Genomic DNA, 17,064 nt, shown 5'->3' with positions numbered 1-17,064 from the left:
CCCTTCCAGGTATTCACGGGGAAAAGAGAAATATTATCCAAATCTATGACCCCGGTGCCTTCAAAGGTGATTTTTAATACAACCTTTGGATTTGTCTCCGTAGCCACAAGGGTAGCAGTATATGTTTCCCAGTCCCTGGCCGCAGGTGTGATGCTGCATTCCCCTAAAACCTGCCCTGTCTCGTCTACAAAATGGATGCGGACCTTTTGAATTTCCAACTTTGAATTTTTGGTCATTAAGGAAAGCCTGTATTTAGCGTTTTTTTTGATGCCCATACCCCGGAAGCCCTCGTTTATTAAAACGTATCCACTATCGTTTTCTATGCTTACCCGGCAGAAATTATTACTGGAAGCATCGGTGCTGGACTTGATTATGTTGGCAATACCAGACTTCTTATTAAAGCCATAGGAATTGCTGTTGGGCTCCTGCCAGCCCATCTTGGGGTTGTCAAATTCAAAGCCCCGGTTTTTGATCATTTCAGCGTACACCCCGCCATCTGCAGCAAAATTGATATCCTCGAAGAAGATTCCATACATAGTGGGTTGAATTTCCGCAATTGAATGGGTGACATCTACTTCCAACTTGGTTTTTTGTCCTTTTGCTGAAATTGAGCATATCAGGAGAATTGCCAATAAAGGATAACAGTTCATTTTAGTCATGACTTTTTCATTTAGGTTTTCGCTTTTGTAAATTGAACCGGCTTAACTTATTTGAGATCAACCAGTTCCAATTATCTGAATCACAAATAAAATTCTATTAAATTTTTAAGTATACCATATAATGAAATACTAGCGTCAAAATAATTTACAACTTTAAATTCTGATTATGCTTTATTCTATTTATACCTATCGACTCTCTCGTCTTTAATAACACCTTGCCAGTTCATTCCAAAAGCAAAGTCATACACATTGCCATTAGAATCTTCATACGGCGACATATCTCTTGGCATATCCTCAAATTGTTCCTCTACCGTTTTCATATTCAAAGGCATTTGAAAAGGTAATAGTGCAGATGGTTCTGCTTCACCCGTAATAATTTCCATCAACGCCTGATCCTGAACTCCCATATGAACAAGAATAGCTGAGGAGCTCTTTTCAATTTCCGAAAATACCATGGGATTGGAAATATTTACAACTACAATAACCGGTTTGTTTCCCATTTTTGATTTGGTTTCGTTTACCATTTTCATGTCGGTAGTATTAATAGCAGTCACGGATTTACCCTTATACGAACGGTTGGTAAAATCTTCTAATGGACTTCCACCTGCCAAACTGGTCTCGCGTGCATCTGTGGCAGTATAGGGTCCATACTGCAAACTTATAGGTACATAGCCATTGCCGCCTTTAGCCAGATCTTCTCTATTATAACCTACCCCGGTATTGGGACTGGTAATTCCAACAAGAGCAAAATCTGCTTCTAATGGTTCCTCTACTACTTCAAAATACTTTGTAACAACTTCCATATTAAAAGGGTGTTCCAACTTCTCCGGGGTCTCCCTTCCAAACCAATTCCTGCTCGCAGCAATATACCTTTGCGGAACATACACTTTTTGCTTCGCTTTTAATGGCAGCGTATTTTCATGGTTTTTTAGCATAATAATTGAACGTAATTGGGCATCAAATCCAGCTTTCATAAATGCTGCATTCCCCACTATTTTTTCAGTTTCTTCGATATCCAGATACGGATTCTCAAAAAGTCCAACCCTAAAAATGTTCATCAGCAAACGAACCGCGGAGCTTTCAAATCGCTGACGCATATATTCTTCCCCATGTTCAGCGACCCCTATTTTATAAGCTTCCAAAATGGGTCCCATATCGTTATTGCCACCAAATTGGTCTACCCCGGCTTCAATTACTTTATAATGGCGCTCGGCCACGGTCATGGTTTCCACCCCCCAGCTTTTGCCTTCAAATAAATCTACAGCGCTTACATCACGGGTGATCCCCCAGTCTGTACAAACCACACCATCAAAACCATATTCGCCCCTTAAAAGATCGGTAATCAGGTACTTGTTGAAGCCATTACCTACTTTATCACCATTCTTGGTATCCTGCCCATAAGAGATGGTATAGTAAGGCATAACAGCTGAAGCCATTTTAGTAGGGCCTTGTAACTTAAAGGCACCTTCAGTAAATGGTTGTAAATGATCTTTTAAATTATTACCCGGATAAACCGCATAGGCCCCGTAGCCAAAATGACCGTCCCTGCCCCCTTCTTCGGGACCTCCTCCAGGCCAGTGTTTTACCATGGCATTCACACTTTGATACCCCCAACCAACTCCATTGTCCGAAGACTGAAATCCGTCTACATATGCCCTGGCCATATCCGTGGCCAAATCCGGGTCTTCGCCCATGGTACCATCAAACCGGTTCCAACGTGGTTCTGTTCCCAGATCTATTTGAGGTGACAACGAAGTAGCAATGCCCAGTGCCCTGTATTCTTTTGATCCAATTTCCCCAAATTGATACATTAGAGCAGGATCAAAAGAAGCTGCGATCCCTAATGTGCCCGGCCACATTGATATTTCACCACCCGCACCCGCATTGAACTCTGCATAGGAATCACTACCATGCCGGGGGTCTGAACTTGAATTGATGGGGATTCCTAGGCCGATTTTTTCCACCAATACCTGTGCATTGTTGTTCCATTTGGCAGCAATAGCCGGAGACTCTACTCTTGTGATGAGCACATGTCGGAGATTGTCTTCCTCCAGAAATTTTAGTTGTGCATCGGAAAGGTCACTTGGTGCCGCACCACTTTCGGCAAATGGTTTACCTCCATAGGTTGCGGGACCAAAAAACCTATTGCCACCTGCCGGAATAGATTGATGTCCACTGTAGAGCATCAAACCGGCAATTTGTTCTAAAGACATTTTCCCCGCCAGGTCTTGGGCCCGCTTTTCTGCGGGTAATCGCCAATCCTCATAGGCATCCAATTTTCCATCCTTGCTCAAATCTTTAAAGGCATAGCGATCAACATTTAATAATTTCACGCCAGAATTGGGGCTATAGCCCAATGTTTTTCCGCCTTCATTTTTTACCAGAGTATAATCACCTTTGTCTTCCTCGGTAAATTTCGGGCTACAAGATATAGACAGCAATACTACGGCATAACAAAATGCAATAACTGATTTTTTTTGTATATCCATGTTTTTAATATTTAAGTACTTTTTATTTGTTGCTTACTAATTCGAATAAATCCTTGTCCAATTGAGGTTTTACTACGCAAGTGTTATCCAAGTGCATGGTAGCTGTATTGGTCGGAGTATATGCCGGCCACTCAGGAATACCATCGTGGTTCGGATTTCCAGTTCTGGCAAAATTGATCCAGGAATTGCTAACTTTCTCCGCTAAAGCATGTGCCGCCGGACCACCACCTGTCATATTTTTACCCCTCTCGATATTGTCAAAGACGAAGGGCAATTCCATACAATGCAAGGATTTATATTTACCATCCCAAACCGGAGATTGCCATGTAAAAAGATACATATAAACCGGTGCACCATCTTGAAGTTTGGATTTTTCGTTAGCCTGATCAACAGCCCCGGGACGGAACATTACGTCCACGTCAATTAAGTCTTTTGGATCTGTATCATTAGGATAAGCATTTTTGACAGCCTTTAAATAGGCATCCGCCTTATCTTTGTATTGTTCCTTTATATGCTCCATTATTTGCTGTTCAGAAGCTTTTACAAACCGCATATTTGCAAAAGGGGCAAATTCGTTTTTTGTTGTTCCCACTAATAAGGGTACTTCTTTGGAAAGATCAAAAGCTTCATTAGAATACAACTGATATGGCAGGTCTTCCCCATCCCGGCTAGGTCCCCAATTAAGTCCAAACCCGATTACAGGTTTACCTTCGGCCTTCATTTTTTCTTCAATCGTCTTTAGCGCTTTGGTACCAGCCGCACTTAAAATTTCAAAAGGGATGTTCTGCAGGCTATCCACCTGATTTTCATTTAATCCAAGATTGGAAATTACCTCTGCTGTAATGGCCTGTGTTTCGTTTTTTTCCAACATTGCAGTACGGAAAGACCCGCTTTGATTGATGGCCTTATGGAAAAGACCCTTGGCTTTAGGCATAGCCATAAGCGTATTTACTTTGGCCCCACCGCCAGATTGTCCAAAAATGGTTACATTACCCGCGTCGCCTCCAAAATTTTCAACATTGTTCTTTACCCATTCGAGTGCGGCCACGATATCTATAATGCTATTATTTGCAGAATGCTTGTATTTATCCCCGTAAGCAGATAGATCTAAAAAGCCTAAAATATTAAGACGGTGGTTAATAGAAACAACCACCACGTCTCCTTTTTTACTTAAGTTTTCTCCATCAGTAGAAGGTAATTCCTGACTGGAACCAGCAGTGAAACCGCCGCCGTGGATCCAAAACAGAACCGGCCTTTTTTTACCATCGTCAATACTTGGCGTCCAGATATTGATTCGAAGGCAGTCTTCATTGGGATATCCCCAGTCATGGTCAAAAACAAACTCAGGTTCATCCCTAACCTGTGTTGTAGGCGTCATAAGTGGCGCCACAGGCCCGTACATGGTTGAACTTCTAACACCTTCCCAGGAATCAGCTTTTGTTGGAGCCATAAAACGCTCTGCTTTGGCATAGGGGATTCCTTTATAGATATAGGTGCCATCGTGTATATACCCTCGTACTTTCCCTGATTCTGTATTAGTCACGGCGATGTTCTCACCGGTAATGACTTCCTGGGCAGAAAGAGAAATGGTCATTAAAAACAGGACCAGGCCCATTAGATGTAGATTAATTTTTTTCATTTTTCTAATATTAGTATTCCTATAAATATTGTTTTATTTAAATCCAATTTTTCTCAATCCTTCATGGCTTATCTTCATGGCTTCAAGTGGTTTCAGGCCATCAAAGGTCATGTCCTGTTCCACCATGTAATATTTCATGCCAGACAGTTTTTTATTTTCAAGGATACGGGCAAAATTAATATTTCCATTACCTACCGGTGCAAACCTGCCTTGCTCATCCATGTCCTTTACATGCCAGATTTTAAAGCGTCCGGGATATTTCTCAAAATAAGCCACAGGATCTGCTCCTGCTTTGGTAACCCAATACAGGTCCATTTGAAAATTTACATATTTGGGATCGCAATGTTCCAGCAAATAATCTATAGGCACAATGCCATCGGAATCTTTTTGAAATTCAAAATCATGGTTATGGTATAGCAATTCAAGTCCGGCGGCATGGCATTTTTCACCAAGGGTATTGACTATTTCGGCAAGATTGGCTGCACCACCTGTCATACTCATAGTTCTGGTTTCACGATCAAAATTAAATAACCCCATAGGAGGCACAGGAATTACAAAATACTTAAATCCCGCCGCTTTAACATCTGCAATCATGGCATCTGCATTCTCCATAGTTACCGTACTCTGATGGCTACTAACAGGTTTTAAGCCTAACTGATTCAATAGTTTTTTGAAATCGCCGGGTGTCATATTGTAGAAGTTACCATCCTTGTAGCCGGCGGCTTCCAAATAGCTGTATCCGGCATCTGACACTGCTTGTAAAGTAGTCTGGGCATCCAACTCCATGGCATCCCTTACCGTGTATAGTGCTAAACCTCCAAATTTTTCTTGTGCATTAACCATAAACGTCCCGGACAAAAGAAAAACGGAGAATAGGAGTTTTAAGGTTGTTTTAGTCTTTAATTTTTTCATTATTGTTTTTTAATATTCGTTATGATGCTATATAATTATATTCATTCTGTTAATTGAAACTGTACAAATAAGGTGCTTTATGTGCTTTACCCTGAAATAGTTTTTCATGACGTTGCAGAATATCCATTGCCAGCATTTTGCGTTGAAAACTGGTTCGACGCAGTTTTTCTCCTAAAATAGCTTCGTATACCTGCTGCAATTGCTTCATGGTAAATTTAGGAGGCAACAGATTCATGCTTATTAATTTTCTATCCAGATTAACTCTGAGTACTTGCAGTGCTTTTTCCACGATTTCCTGATGATCCATCATTAAGGGAGGCAGTTCATCAATGGCATACCAATTAATACTGTCGGAAAGTGCATCGGGTTTTGGATTTACTTCATCATAATTGATTAAAGCGTAATAAGCCACTGAAATAAAGCGGTCGAACATCCAGTAGTTCTCTTTCACTTCAAAATTATTTTCCGTTAAAATTTTTCTCATCGTCTTAGGTGCCGACCGTGAAATAGTACCAAACGTATGAAACTGTTCCAAATAAATATTATCCAATCCGGTTCGTTCCCTTAGACCCCTTTGTACGGCATCATCCAAGTTTTCAGTTCGCTTTACGAAGCCACCCGGGAGGGCGAAGAAATTCGTATTGTGGTACTCCAGAACCAGTATTTTTAATTGCTCCCCATTAAATCCAAAGATGACCGAATCATAGGCCAGATGAGGTATATAATCCTTACCGTCAAGCAGTTTCCTTTTTTTTTTCTCTATCAAGAATTAAAATTTATCCAAATAAATGATAAAATATCAAGAAAAAAAAGTATTATTGTAACAAAATGAGACAATAATAAAACTTTAACATTATATCCAATGAAAACAGCCTTGATTTTTTCTATTTTTTTGATACTTATAGGTTCTGTTAGTGTAGCTCAGAATGATAATGCCTTTCCCGTTAAGGTGCAGGTTGAAAACGGGATTATTGAAGGTAATTATGATACGCACACAGGTATTCAAACTTATTTTGGAGTTCCTTTTGCCAAACCACCGATAGGTGATTTGCGGTGGAAGGCACCACAACCTTTGGACAATTGGGAGGGCGTAAAGAAAACCAAGGAATTTGGGCCGCGTCCCATGCAAACACTGGTATTTGGTGATATGAAATCGCGCTCAAAGGGTCTTAGCGAAGATTGCCTTTATTTAAACATTTGGACACCTGCTACCAGAAATACCAAAGACCTGCCCGTATTGGTTTATTTCTTTGGCGGTGGAAATGTTGCAGGTGATGCCTCAGAATATCGGTATGATGGGGAGAGTATGGCGAAAAAAGGGATGGTTGTGGTTACCACAAATTACCGATTGAATATTTTTGGGTTCTTTGCGCACCCGGAACTAAGTGCTGAAGCACCCTACGGAGCTTCAGGAAACTATGGATTGCTGGATCAAAATGCCGCCTTGAAATGGGTGCACAAGAACATTGCTGCCTTCGGGGGTAATCCCAATAAAATTACTATCGCAGGAGAATCGGCCGGATCCATTGGGGTAAGCCAACAGATGGCCTCGCCGCTTTCCAAAAATTTGATTGCCGGTGCTATTGGGGAAAGCGGAGCAGGAATTAAGCCAACAATGGCTCCGGTATCTTTGAAGGAAGCCGAAAATACTGGATTAGAATTTGCCGAAAAAGCGGGATACCCCAGCCTGGCCCAATTAAGAAAACTAAGTACAAGAGAGGTTTATGAATTATACAATGAATCCAAAAGGTTCGGTTTTCCTGCCGTAATCGATGGCTATTTCTTGCCAAAATCCCTACCCGAAATATTTGAAAGCAAACAACAGGCTATGGTGCCTTTATTATTGGGATGGAATTCTGCTGAAATTCCGGGGATGGCTTTTATGCAGGGGCAACCCTATACTGAGGAAAATTATTTAGCAAAGGTTAAAGAAGCATATCCGGAAACGCATGATGAGGTTTTAAAACTATATCCTCATGGTTCAGTGCAGGAAATAGAAAGATCTGCGACAGACCTGGCCTCGGATCGATTTATAGCTTACAGTACCTGGAAATGGTTTGATCTGCACAGAAAAAACAGCGATCAAAAAGTTTACCGCTATCAGTATAGTAAATTGCGTCCCCCTTTAAAGGATAAGACCCTTACTTCAGGTTTAGCGGGGGGTACGGTAAAAAAAGATTCCGATGCCCCGGTAAAGCCGGAAGCCATTGGAGCTCCGCATGCCTGTGAAATTGAATATTGCATGGGAAACTTACATTTGGTAGACGACTATGTCTGGACAGAAGATGATTTTAAAGTTTCTGAAACTATGCAAAATTATTTTGCGAATTTCATCAAAACAGGGAATCCAAATGGGGAAAATCTGGCCGAGTGGCCCTCTTCAGAAGCTAATGATGCCAACCCGCCGATAATGATTATTAATACAGAAAGTGTTGCCAAAAACGCCAGCAATGATGCTCGTTATGAATTTTTGGATAAGACTTATGGAAATTGAGAAGGTAGGTTAGAAGATCTGAAATCAAACAATAAAAAACAAAAAACCTGCCATCCGGCAGGTTTTTTATCTTAACTATTGATTTTAAAGAGCCCTCATTTGGCAGTGCTCATATATAAATAGTCTGCCTTTACTTTAGGTTTTTATTAAAAAAATCAATGGTACGTTTCCAGGCCAATTCGGCCGCTTCTTTGTCATAGCGCGGCGTAGTTGTATTGTGAAAACCATGATTTACATCAGGATAGATATAGGCCTCATATTCCTTGTTATTTGATTTTAATGCCTCTTCATAAGCTGGCCAGCCTTCATTAACTCTTGTATCCAATCCGGCGTATTGCAACATTAAAGGCGCATTTATTTTATCGATATCTTCTTTAGGCTGTCCACCGTAAAAAGGTACGGCTGCTGAGAGTCCAGGAACTTTCACGGCCATCATATTTGAAATCCATCCGCCAAAGCAAAAACCAACTACCCCAATTTTACCATTGCATCCCTCGTGGGCTTTTAAGAATTCATAGGCGGCAATAAAATCTTCAAGCATTTCATATCGGTCACGTTCTCGCTGCATTTCCCGGCCTTTATCGTCATTACCCGGATATCCGCCAAGAGGTGTAAGTGCATCTGGTGCCAGAGTTATGAAACCTTCCAAAGCTGCCATTCTCGCCGTGTCTTCAATATAGGGGTTCAGCCCCCTGTTTTCGTGTACTACAACAATGCCAGGCAATTTTCCTTTAGCATCCTTGGGCTTAGAGAGAAGCCCCTTAATGGTTCCACCACCTTTGGAAGATTCATAATTAATATATTCCGATTCCAACCTGGGATCATTGGGTGGTACCAGCATGGTATCCTTGTAATTGGGCATCATAAAGCTCATAAGAGATGAAATAGTGATACCACCTACGGCATAAAGAGATAGTCTTTCAATAAATTCGCGTCTCTGTAATTTGTTATGTGCATAATCATCATAGAGGTCAAAGACTTCCTGTTTAATATCTTCTTTTTTAAGTTTTTTCATAATAGTATTTTTATTTACTGCAATAGACTTTTCATAAAATTTTCTTTAAAAGCACGTCCAATAGGAGCTTTAATACTTCCAATCAAATAGACCTGGTTTCCGATTATTTTTTCAATTTTTGAGGTATTTATAATAAAAGACTTATGCGTTCTAAAGAAGTGTTTTTGATTTAAATTTTGTTCCCAAAAACGAAGGGGTTCTGAAGATAAGTATTTTTTCTCAGAGGTTATAATTTCTGTATAATCCGCATCAGATTTAATATAAATAATATCCTTGACGGCGATTTTTATATGTTCATATCCTGACTTGATAAAAATTTCTTTGCGATTTTCCTGATTACTAGAATGTGTTTCTTCCGAATGTTTTACACCATTACTTGAAGGTATTTTGGAGACTGCTTTTACAAAACGCTGGAAAGAAAAAGGTTTTAATAAATAATCAACCACATTTAATTCATAACTCTCCAGGGCATAATCTGAAAAGGCAGTTGTTAATATGACATAAGGTGGATTTGGCATTGTTCTCAAAAAATCTATCCCTGAAATTTTTGGCAAATGAATGTCCAGGAACATAAGATCCACAGAATTGGATTTTAAAAATTCCATGGCTTGAATGGCATCTGAAAAAACTCCTTTGAGCTGCAAGGAGCCTATATCCTCTATAAATTTTTTAAGGATACGCTGAGCTGGAGGCTGATCTTCAATAATTATACAATTCATTTCAAACTTATTTTCTGCAACTCCATCTTCAAATTAACTTCAAATTGATCTGAGGATTCTTTAATTTTTAATTCATGCGCTTTGGGGTATAGCAATTGCAATCGTTTTTTTACATTTTCCAACCCAATACCTTTGGTTAGATTTTCGGAAGTGGATACAGGCTGAAAATTGTTCTTACAATTAAAGAATAAGGTGTTTCCTTCCATTTTAATCTCAATATCTATGATAATATTACTGGACTGACCTGACTGACTATGTTTAAAGGCATTTTCGATGAAGACCAGGAGGATTAACGGGGCTATTTGATAACCGCTCGCAATATTTATTGCTTTAAAATTGACTTTTCCCCTTTCCTCAATCTGTAGCTCATTTAATTGTGTGAAATTTTCCAGTTGTTCAATTTCTTTAGATAAGGGGACAAATCTTTCTTTACATTCATAGAGCATATAGCGTAGGACAGAACTTAATTCCAAAATTATGGCAGGAGTTTTAGGAGAAAGTTCTATAGCGTACGAATACAGATTATTTAGGTTATTGAATAAAAAGTGTGGATTTATCTGAGACTTTAAAAATTGAAGCTCACTTTCCTGAATAGATGTTTTCAATTTTTCCAATTCACGTTGTTTACCTATTGCATCCCATGCAAATTTAAATCCCGATAAGATTGCGATTATAGGGAGAACGTCAAAAATGGCATAGTATATTCCAGGAACTATCGCTGCTCTTCGGGTACCCGGATAAAATACGACTTCCAATAATTCTTCTATCACAATTACGAGTAAAAGAACCAAAATGACCATACCAAAAAAATGCCAATATTCCTTTTTATATAAGAACTTAGGCATCAAAAAGTAAGTGATAAATACTGATGCACAAGCATAGACTAAAAAGAAAATCACCTGTGCCAGGGTAATACCCGGATCATTCCTGTCAAAGGAATAGAAGAGAAGTACCAATAGATATAATACAAATTGAAAGAAGAGTTCTTGCCAACCTATATTTGAAGTTATCTTATTCATAATCATGCTAATACTGCAAATCTAAACTAATAGATGCATTTCCAAAAATGGTCGGATGTGAACGGCAGAAACATACCCGTTAACGACAATTTTTCTACTTTAAGATTAAAGCTAACAGTTCACTGGAAATCTTATGTCGTTCACAGTAGAATTTTTCTTCAGCATTATTTGTAAACAGATCTTTGAATCAGGAAAATTACATCTTAACAGGTGATTTATATATACGGAGATATTAATTTTTAAAAGTCATTTTTATTATGGGAAGAAAAACAGAACAGAACATGCGTACTTATCACAGGTATTTGGGGTTCTTTTTAGCAGGTATTATGGCGGTTTACGCCATTAGTGGTATAGTATTAACATTTAGAAATACCGACTTCTTAAAAAAGGAGGTACAGATAGAGAAAAAGCTGGGGATTGGCTTGGAAGCCGAGGCCCTTGGTTCAGCCCTGGGTAAGAGAGGTTTTAAAATAGAGAAGCAAGAAGGTGACATTGTTTACTTTAAAGGAGGTACTTATAATAAAATTACCGGACAATCTAGTTATACCGAAATGAAGATGCCTGTTATTTTGGACAATATGAACAATTTGCATAAGATGCATTCCGGGCACCCATTGTATTGGCTGAATATCATTTTCGGAATCGCACTATTGTTCTTCTCCGTTTCCGCTTTTTGGATGTTCAGACCCAAAACGCCGATATTCAAAAAGGGACTCTACTTTGCATTGGGAGGCATGTTACTTACGGTGATTTTACTTTTTGTGTAAGTCGTAATTAATATTTGGAAAGAGAACTTCTAGATAGTGGAATGATAGTAATTAAAGGAACATAAAAGGTCTTGTAAAAACTCGATCTGATTTAAAACGACGAAGACATGTCGTTCAGCGGGTAAGTCCTGTCGTTGAGAAAATCAACTTTCCGGTTTAGGCAGTAAACCTTATATTGTAGTAACAATTGTATTTCGATTATGAGAAGAATTTTAACACCTATCTTTTGGCCGGTTTTCTTTTTCTTTATCACCTTGATTTTTCCATCGAATTGTACTCTGGCTCAAGATTCTGCGACTAATACCGAGTTGGACATGAAAGTGGAAGCATTTCTGAAAAGTAAAAGAAATCATTGGCGCGATTTAAATGTTCCCGCTTCAGACGGAGAGCTTCTTTACGATATTATCTTGAAAAATGGTTATACCAAAGGCTTGGAAATTGGTACTTCTACCGGTCATTCCTCCATCTGGATTGCCTGGGCTTTAAGCAAAACAGGGGGTAAGTTAATTACCGTTGAAATAGATGAGGACAGGCATAAAGAAGCGCTAGATAATTTTAAAGAAGCAGGGTTGTCTGAATATATTGATGCCAGACTCGCTAATGCCCATGAACTGGTTAAAGAATTACCCGGTCCTTTTGATTTTGTTTTTAGTGATGCTGACAAGGGATGGTACACCAACTATTTTAAGGACATTAATCCAAAATTGGTATCAGGAGGATGTTTCACCGCACATAATATCAGTGCTCAAGGCAAAAGAGGAATTTCTGGTACAACAGAGTTTCTGGAGTATGTATTAGCTCTAGCTAACTACACGACTACGGTGGATAGTTCTGGCGGTGGACTTTCTATTAGTTATAAAAAATGAAATAACTGAAAACAAACTAGAAATAAATAAAATGAGAAAAATTGTATTAATTCTGATATTGGTTTTTCCAATACTTACTGTTTTAGGACAGGATGTTTGGACTTTAGATCCCGGGCATTCCAGGATCAGATTTACTGTAACACATCATATGATTTCGGAAGTTGATGGCTTTTTTAGGGAGTTTGAGGCCACAATGAAAACTACAAAAGATGATTTTTCTGATGCGGTTTTTGAGTTTTCCGCTAAAACTGCAAGCATCAACACAGAAAATGAGAACAGGGATAAACATCTTAAAAGTGCTGATATTTTTGATGCAGAAAAATATCCTGTTATGAGTTTTAAAAGTACTTCTTTCAGTCAGATAGCGGGGGAGCATTACAAAGTAACAGGTGATATGATTATTAAAGGAAATACACTTCCAATTACACTGGATATCTGGCTTGTTGGCCCTGTGAAGAACGATCGTGCTAAACGACATGAACTTGGTTTTAAAGCAATTGGTAGTTTAATGAGACAGGCTTTTGGAGTGGGTGAAAATCTTTCCACTTTGTCCGTTAGTGATGAAGTGGGTTTGAGAATAACCGGTGAATTCAATAAGAGTTATTAATTTATAAGAGCTATAACTATTTAATCAGCATATAAACGCAAAAGAAGACCTAATGAAAAACACTCTTTTTACTCTATTGATATTAGTGTTAACGCATATTCCTTTGAGCTTGCTGGCAAAAGAAGTTGCCACCGAAAAGTTGCCAATTACAACAACCCAGGGTAGGGAATATACTATGATTATTGAGGGATATGATTGGGGTCCTGCAGTAAGCAGAATAGTACTTTCAATGGACGAACAGGTTTCCGAAGTGAGTGCCGGGGATTATGCTGTTAGTGCCAGACGCCATACTGAATATACCCAGATTCCTCCTGAATTGGCATCCGGCGAAAGAACAGTAAATTTTGCCTATGTCTCAGATAGTAAAGGGAACAGACTTCAAAGTGGCAATCACATTACCCTTGTTTTAGCAGTTGGCCCAGATCTGGCCATAGGATCCCCCATTCAATATATCCGTAACGATAAATACCGGGGGAATTATTGGATCGATTACAAACTTTCCATTACCCATAAACCCTCAAATAAGGTTTGGGATAAAGAAATTGACCGTATTAGGCAGCTCATAGATTCCTTTGACCTTACTGGAATTTTTAAAGACAGTAATGATATCACCATGTCTTATGCTTCCTTTTCTCCCGAGACAACTAATGAAAAATCCCCCTTAATTATTTGGTTACATGGTGGAGGGGAAGGGGGTACAGATCCAAGCATTCCCATAATAGCTAACCGTGCTGCAAATTATGCATCCGATGAGATTCAATCCTATTTTGGAGGGGCTTATGTACTGGCACCGCAATGCCCCGGGGCATGGATGCACAACAGCGAAGGGGTGACCACACATGGACGGGAAGACGACATTTATAATAAAGGTCTAATGGAATTGATTAAGAATTATGTTTCGGCGAATCCTAAAATAGATCCTGACAGGATCTATGTAGGGGGTTGTTCTAATGGTGGCTACATGGCTCTTAAACTGATACTTCTTTATCCTGATTACTTTGCCGCAGGATATATCAGTGCGTTGGCCTATCAATCGCAATACATTACCGATGAGCAAATACAATTAATAAAGGATGTACCTATCTGGTTTGTACATTCCAAGGACGATGGTACTACTATACCAGAAAAGACGGTTGTTCCGGTTTACAATCGTTTAATTGGGGCGGGTGCCGAAAACGTTCATTTTTCTTTCTATGAGCATGTTACCGATATTACGGGATTTTTTGGTGGCGATAATTATTATTACAATGGGCATTGGTCGTGGATCTATTCACACGCAAACCACGCCAATTTTGATTTTGACGGATTACCCGTAAAGCTTAATAACAGGCCTGTCACTATTATGGAATGGTTGGCGGCTCAAAGTAATTAGGAATGTACGGACTGAGAGTGAAAAATTGAGCTCCGGATGTTAATTTCTTAAAATTGTTTTGGAATCTTTAACGAGGAAATTCAATTACATAATTAATTTATTATAATCGAATCCGCCTTTTGTAATTTTTCATCTGCCCTGGTGTCCCGCTTATATTTTCTTCTTAACAACCTATTCTCTTTCATCATTATTCGGTATTCACTAAGCGAGTCCCTTTCCTTAAAATATTTTTTTTCAGATAAGTGCAGCTTGTATTGAGTTTTATCGATGTCCTTATCTTTACTTTTAGCCTCTATATATATCTTTTTACCGGCTTCCATATATTCTGTTTTTTTTGGAATATTGTCGATATCCCTATTTTTAAAATTGGATAATGGTATTGCAGTCCACAGGCTGGTGGGAACATCATCAAAACCTAAATGCCCGGTAACAAAAAAATCTAATGCGGTGGATTGCACCTCCATTAAGGGGAATTCTACCGTATTATTTGCAACATAAAGGATATTTTCAATGGACCCGAACCGAATATCCTCAAAACGTTTTTTCTTAAAAATGATATTCCCAATTTTGATGATAGGATCAAAACCTTTAATTTGCATTTCCTCGAGATCAAACCCTATAGTTCCTTTTAAAGAATTGGAGATTATACCCGTACTATCTAATAATTCTCCTTCTATTCTAGCATCAACACTAACTTTTCCATCTATTTTATCCGCTTCCTTTATTGAAGGGATATCAAAATAATCAAAGGAAATCAATAGCTTTTCCAGATCGAGATTATCGGTGGTAAAGCCAATTGAAAATCCAGTTTCATGTGGATCTGTAATGTCTAAATGTGCATCAAGAGTTACCATGCCTTTATAAAAATCAAAAGCTGTATTCTCCAGATAAAGCAGATCTTCATTTTCAAAATAAAAACCCGTATTGAAATTGTTTATGATGAGTTTGTTAAATATGAATTCATCTAAATTAATGGAAAGTTCCGGCTGGTATTTATTGTAAAAATCTTTCACCACTTTTTTTAAAGCCAGATTGCGATTTGAATTTTTTACTTTTTTCTCAGCATCTACATTATTGAAAAGATCCAAAAAGTCACTAAAACGTAGCTTTTTGGAATAGATATTAAGGTTTGAACTCATTCTTTCGTAATTGGCACTAATTTCTGGCACAATTGAGGTAATATTCTTTAATTCTCCGTGGAGTTTTATTCTATCTCCTGATGCCAATTCAATATTTAAAGCTTTTAGGATGGCATCATCATTTTTAACGTCTATTTCAAGAATACTAAACGGAATACTCACTTTACTTGGGTTATGCATTAAAGCACTATTCTCAATCTTAATCATGGCTGAAGCGGATGATACCAATTCATTTATGTTTTCAATATCACCTGAGGCTTTAGCTGTAATTTCTATATCTCCCCCTTGAAGTAAAAAAGTGTCATAGTTTAGTATTTCATTTAGTTGGGTAGGATCACCAAAGGCCCTGAAGTCCATATTTATATTTGTTCCAACAGATTCGGATATATCTAACTTAGCTGTAAATTCTACTTTAGTTTTTTTATTGAAATCAAAACCACTTTCCTCCAGAACCAAACTATTTTGGCCGTCAAATTCTAAACCGGTAAAAAAATTTTCCAAGACTATCAGATCTTTATATTCAAATCTATCAATGGTTATTCCTAATTTGGGATTAAACTTTGTATAAAGCCCCCTCAAGGTTTCCTTGATGCTCTTATTAATGGATGTGACAGAATTTTTCTTTTCTTTTTTTATTCCTTTTTGAAAAACCGATAAAAAATCTTCCCATTGCAGTCTATCCGACTGAAGATTTATATAGGTATCAACCTGATCTGTATTAGTTGAAGAAAGAAATGCACCAAAATTCTCCAGTCTTCCGGAGAAATTTAATTTATCTTCCTCTCCTATCCCTATTTCCAGAGAATTGAGGACAGCCAAATTGTTGTCAATTTCCACATCCAGCAAATTAATAGGCACTGTAAGATTAATGGGTTGGTAATAGATGTTGCTGTTGTTTAGCCTGATCGTGCCATTTAATGCATTTAAAAAATCATCCATTTGGAGTACGTCTCCATAAACTTGTCCAGTCAAAGAAAAGCTACCCCCTTTAAAAAAGAAGGTATCATTATTAAAAATGTCATTCAAAATTTCGGGCGTGCCTGATGCATCAATATCGGCATTGATTAATATTTGCTTAGGTTGTTCAAGGTCCAGATCGGCTTTGAGTTTAACAGTACCATCACTTATGTCAAAAGTCGTATTGTAAAGATGAAGATGATTCACATCACTAAAGGTCAAATCTGTAAAGAAATTAGTCAATTGAAAGGATTCATAACCAAATTCCTTAATATCCACGGCAACTGAAGGATTAAATTTTAAATAAATTTTTCTTGCTATGTCCCGTATTACATATGCAGGTTGTTTTACTTTGTCTTTAGGTCCTTTATTGGAATTCGCAAAAATATTCATAAAATCTTCCCATCTCA

The 17,064-nt window shown here is 38.3% G+C and carries 13 protein-coding genes and 1 pseudogene; 5 read left to right on the top strand and 9 right to left on the bottom strand.

Annotated elements, in window-relative coordinates; all coding sequences use genetic code 11:
* The 5 genes and pseudogenes from WBM60_RS13600 to WBM60_RS13580 all read right to left on the bottom strand — a co-directional run.
* Positions 1-659: pseudogene (locus tag WBM60_RS13600) on the bottom strand (alpha-L-arabinofuranosidase C-terminal domain-containing protein); the annotation flags it as partial.
* Positions 660-835: 176 nt separating this feature from the next.
* A complete protein-coding gene (locus WBM60_RS13595; protein ID WP_424276310.1) occupies positions 836-3,148 on the bottom strand; it encodes a glycoside hydrolase family 3 N-terminal domain-containing protein in 2,313 nt (770 codons plus the stop codon).
* A 22-nt stretch (positions 3,149-3,170) separates the two neighbouring features.
* A complete protein-coding gene (locus tag WBM60_RS13590; protein WP_424259694.1) occupies positions 3,171-4,787 on the bottom strand; it encodes a carboxylesterase/lipase family protein in 1,617 nt (538 codons plus the stop codon).
* Between the two features lie 33 nt (positions 4,788-4,820).
* Positions 4,821-5,699, bottom strand: a complete 879-nt coding sequence (locus WBM60_RS13585; RefSeq protein ID WP_424259693.1) for a sugar phosphate isomerase/epimerase family protein — start codon at positions 5,697-5,699, stop codon at positions 4,821-4,823.
* A gap of 49 nt (positions 5,700-5,748) precedes the next feature.
* A complete protein-coding gene (locus WBM60_RS13580; protein ID WP_424276312.1) occupies positions 5,749-6,465 on the bottom strand; it encodes an NUDIX hydrolase in 717 nt (238 codons plus the stop codon).
* 96 nt (positions 6,466-6,561) lie between these two features.
* Here WBM60_RS13580 and WBM60_RS13575 point away from each other — a divergent pair, with 96 nt between their 5' ends.
* On the top strand, positions 6,562-8,193 hold the full coding sequence (locus tag WBM60_RS13575) for a carboxylesterase/lipase family protein (protein ID WP_424283191.1): 1,632 nt from the start codon (positions 6,562-6,564) through the stop codon (positions 8,191-8,193).
* 130 nt (positions 8,194-8,323) lie between these two features.
* On the opposite strand, the gene WBM60_RS13570 is transcribed toward WBM60_RS13575, so the two are convergent.
* The 3 genes from WBM60_RS13570 to WBM60_RS13560 are packed head-to-tail and all read right to left on the bottom strand — an operon-like array spanning position 8,324 to position 10,946.
* Positions 8,324-9,208 carry a dienelactone hydrolase family protein gene (locus WBM60_RS13570; RefSeq protein WP_424276176.1) on the bottom strand — a complete coding sequence of 295 codons (885 nt, stop codon included), beginning with the start codon at positions 9,206-9,208 and terminating at the stop codon, positions 8,324-8,326.
* A 14-nt stretch (positions 9,209-9,222) separates the two neighbouring features.
* Positions 9,223-9,927: a LytR/AlgR family response regulator transcription factor gene (locus tag WBM60_RS13565; protein WP_424276175.1), complete on the bottom strand. Its 705-nt coding sequence runs from the start codon at positions 9,925-9,927 to the stop codon at positions 9,223-9,225.
* Positions 9,924-10,946 (bottom strand): sensor histidine kinase, encoded by a 1,023-nt coding sequence (locus WBM60_RS13560; RefSeq protein WP_424283190.1) that lies wholly within the window; start codon positions 10,944-10,946, stop codon positions 9,924-9,926. Before WBM60_RS13560 ends, WBM60_RS13565 begins: the two co-directional genes overlap by 4 nt.
* Before the next feature lie 257 nt (positions 10,947-11,203).
* Here WBM60_RS13560 and WBM60_RS13555 point away from each other — a divergent pair, with 257 nt between their 5' ends.
* The 4 genes from WBM60_RS13555 (at position 11,204) to WBM60_RS13540 (ending at position 14,558) form a co-directional block, all read left to right on the top strand.
* Positions 11,204-11,713 carry a PepSY domain-containing protein gene (locus tag WBM60_RS13555; RefSeq protein WP_424261757.1) on the top strand — a complete coding sequence of 170 codons (510 nt, stop codon included), beginning with the start codon at positions 11,204-11,206 and terminating at the stop codon, positions 11,711-11,713.
* Positions 11,714-11,913: 200 nt separating this feature from the next.
* Positions 11,914-12,579 carry an O-methyltransferase gene (locus WBM60_RS13550; RefSeq protein WP_424279884.1) on the top strand — a complete coding sequence of 222 codons (666 nt, stop codon included), beginning with the start codon at positions 11,914-11,916 and terminating at the stop codon, positions 12,577-12,579.
* A gap of 31 nt (positions 12,580-12,610) precedes the next feature.
* Positions 12,611-13,186: a YceI family protein gene (locus tag WBM60_RS13545; protein WP_424261753.1), complete on the top strand. Its 576-nt coding sequence runs from the start codon at positions 12,611-12,613 to the stop codon at positions 13,184-13,186.
* A gap of 52 nt (positions 13,187-13,238) precedes the next feature.
* The gene (locus tag WBM60_RS13540) at positions 13,239-14,558 is read left to right on the top strand and encodes a prolyl oligopeptidase family serine peptidase (RefSeq protein WP_424261751.1); all 1,320 of its coding nucleotides are present in this window, start codon (positions 13,239-13,241) and stop codon (positions 14,556-14,558) included.
* A gap of 92 nt (positions 14,559-14,650) precedes the next feature.
* Here WBM60_RS13540 and WBM60_RS13535 read toward each other — a convergent pair.
* On the bottom strand, positions 14,651-17,064 hold a 2,414-nt coding region (locus WBM60_RS13535; RefSeq protein WP_424283189.1), incomplete at its 5' end, for an AsmA-like C-terminal region-containing protein.

Origin of the sequence: Eudoraea sp., from assembly GCF_049669105.1 — a bacterium.
Lineage (GTDB): Bacteria > Bacteroidota > Bacteroidia > Flavobacteriales > Flavobacteriaceae > Eudoraea.
Note: the sequence above shows the minus strand (reverse complement) of the source record. Positions and strands in the feature narration are given on the sequence as shown.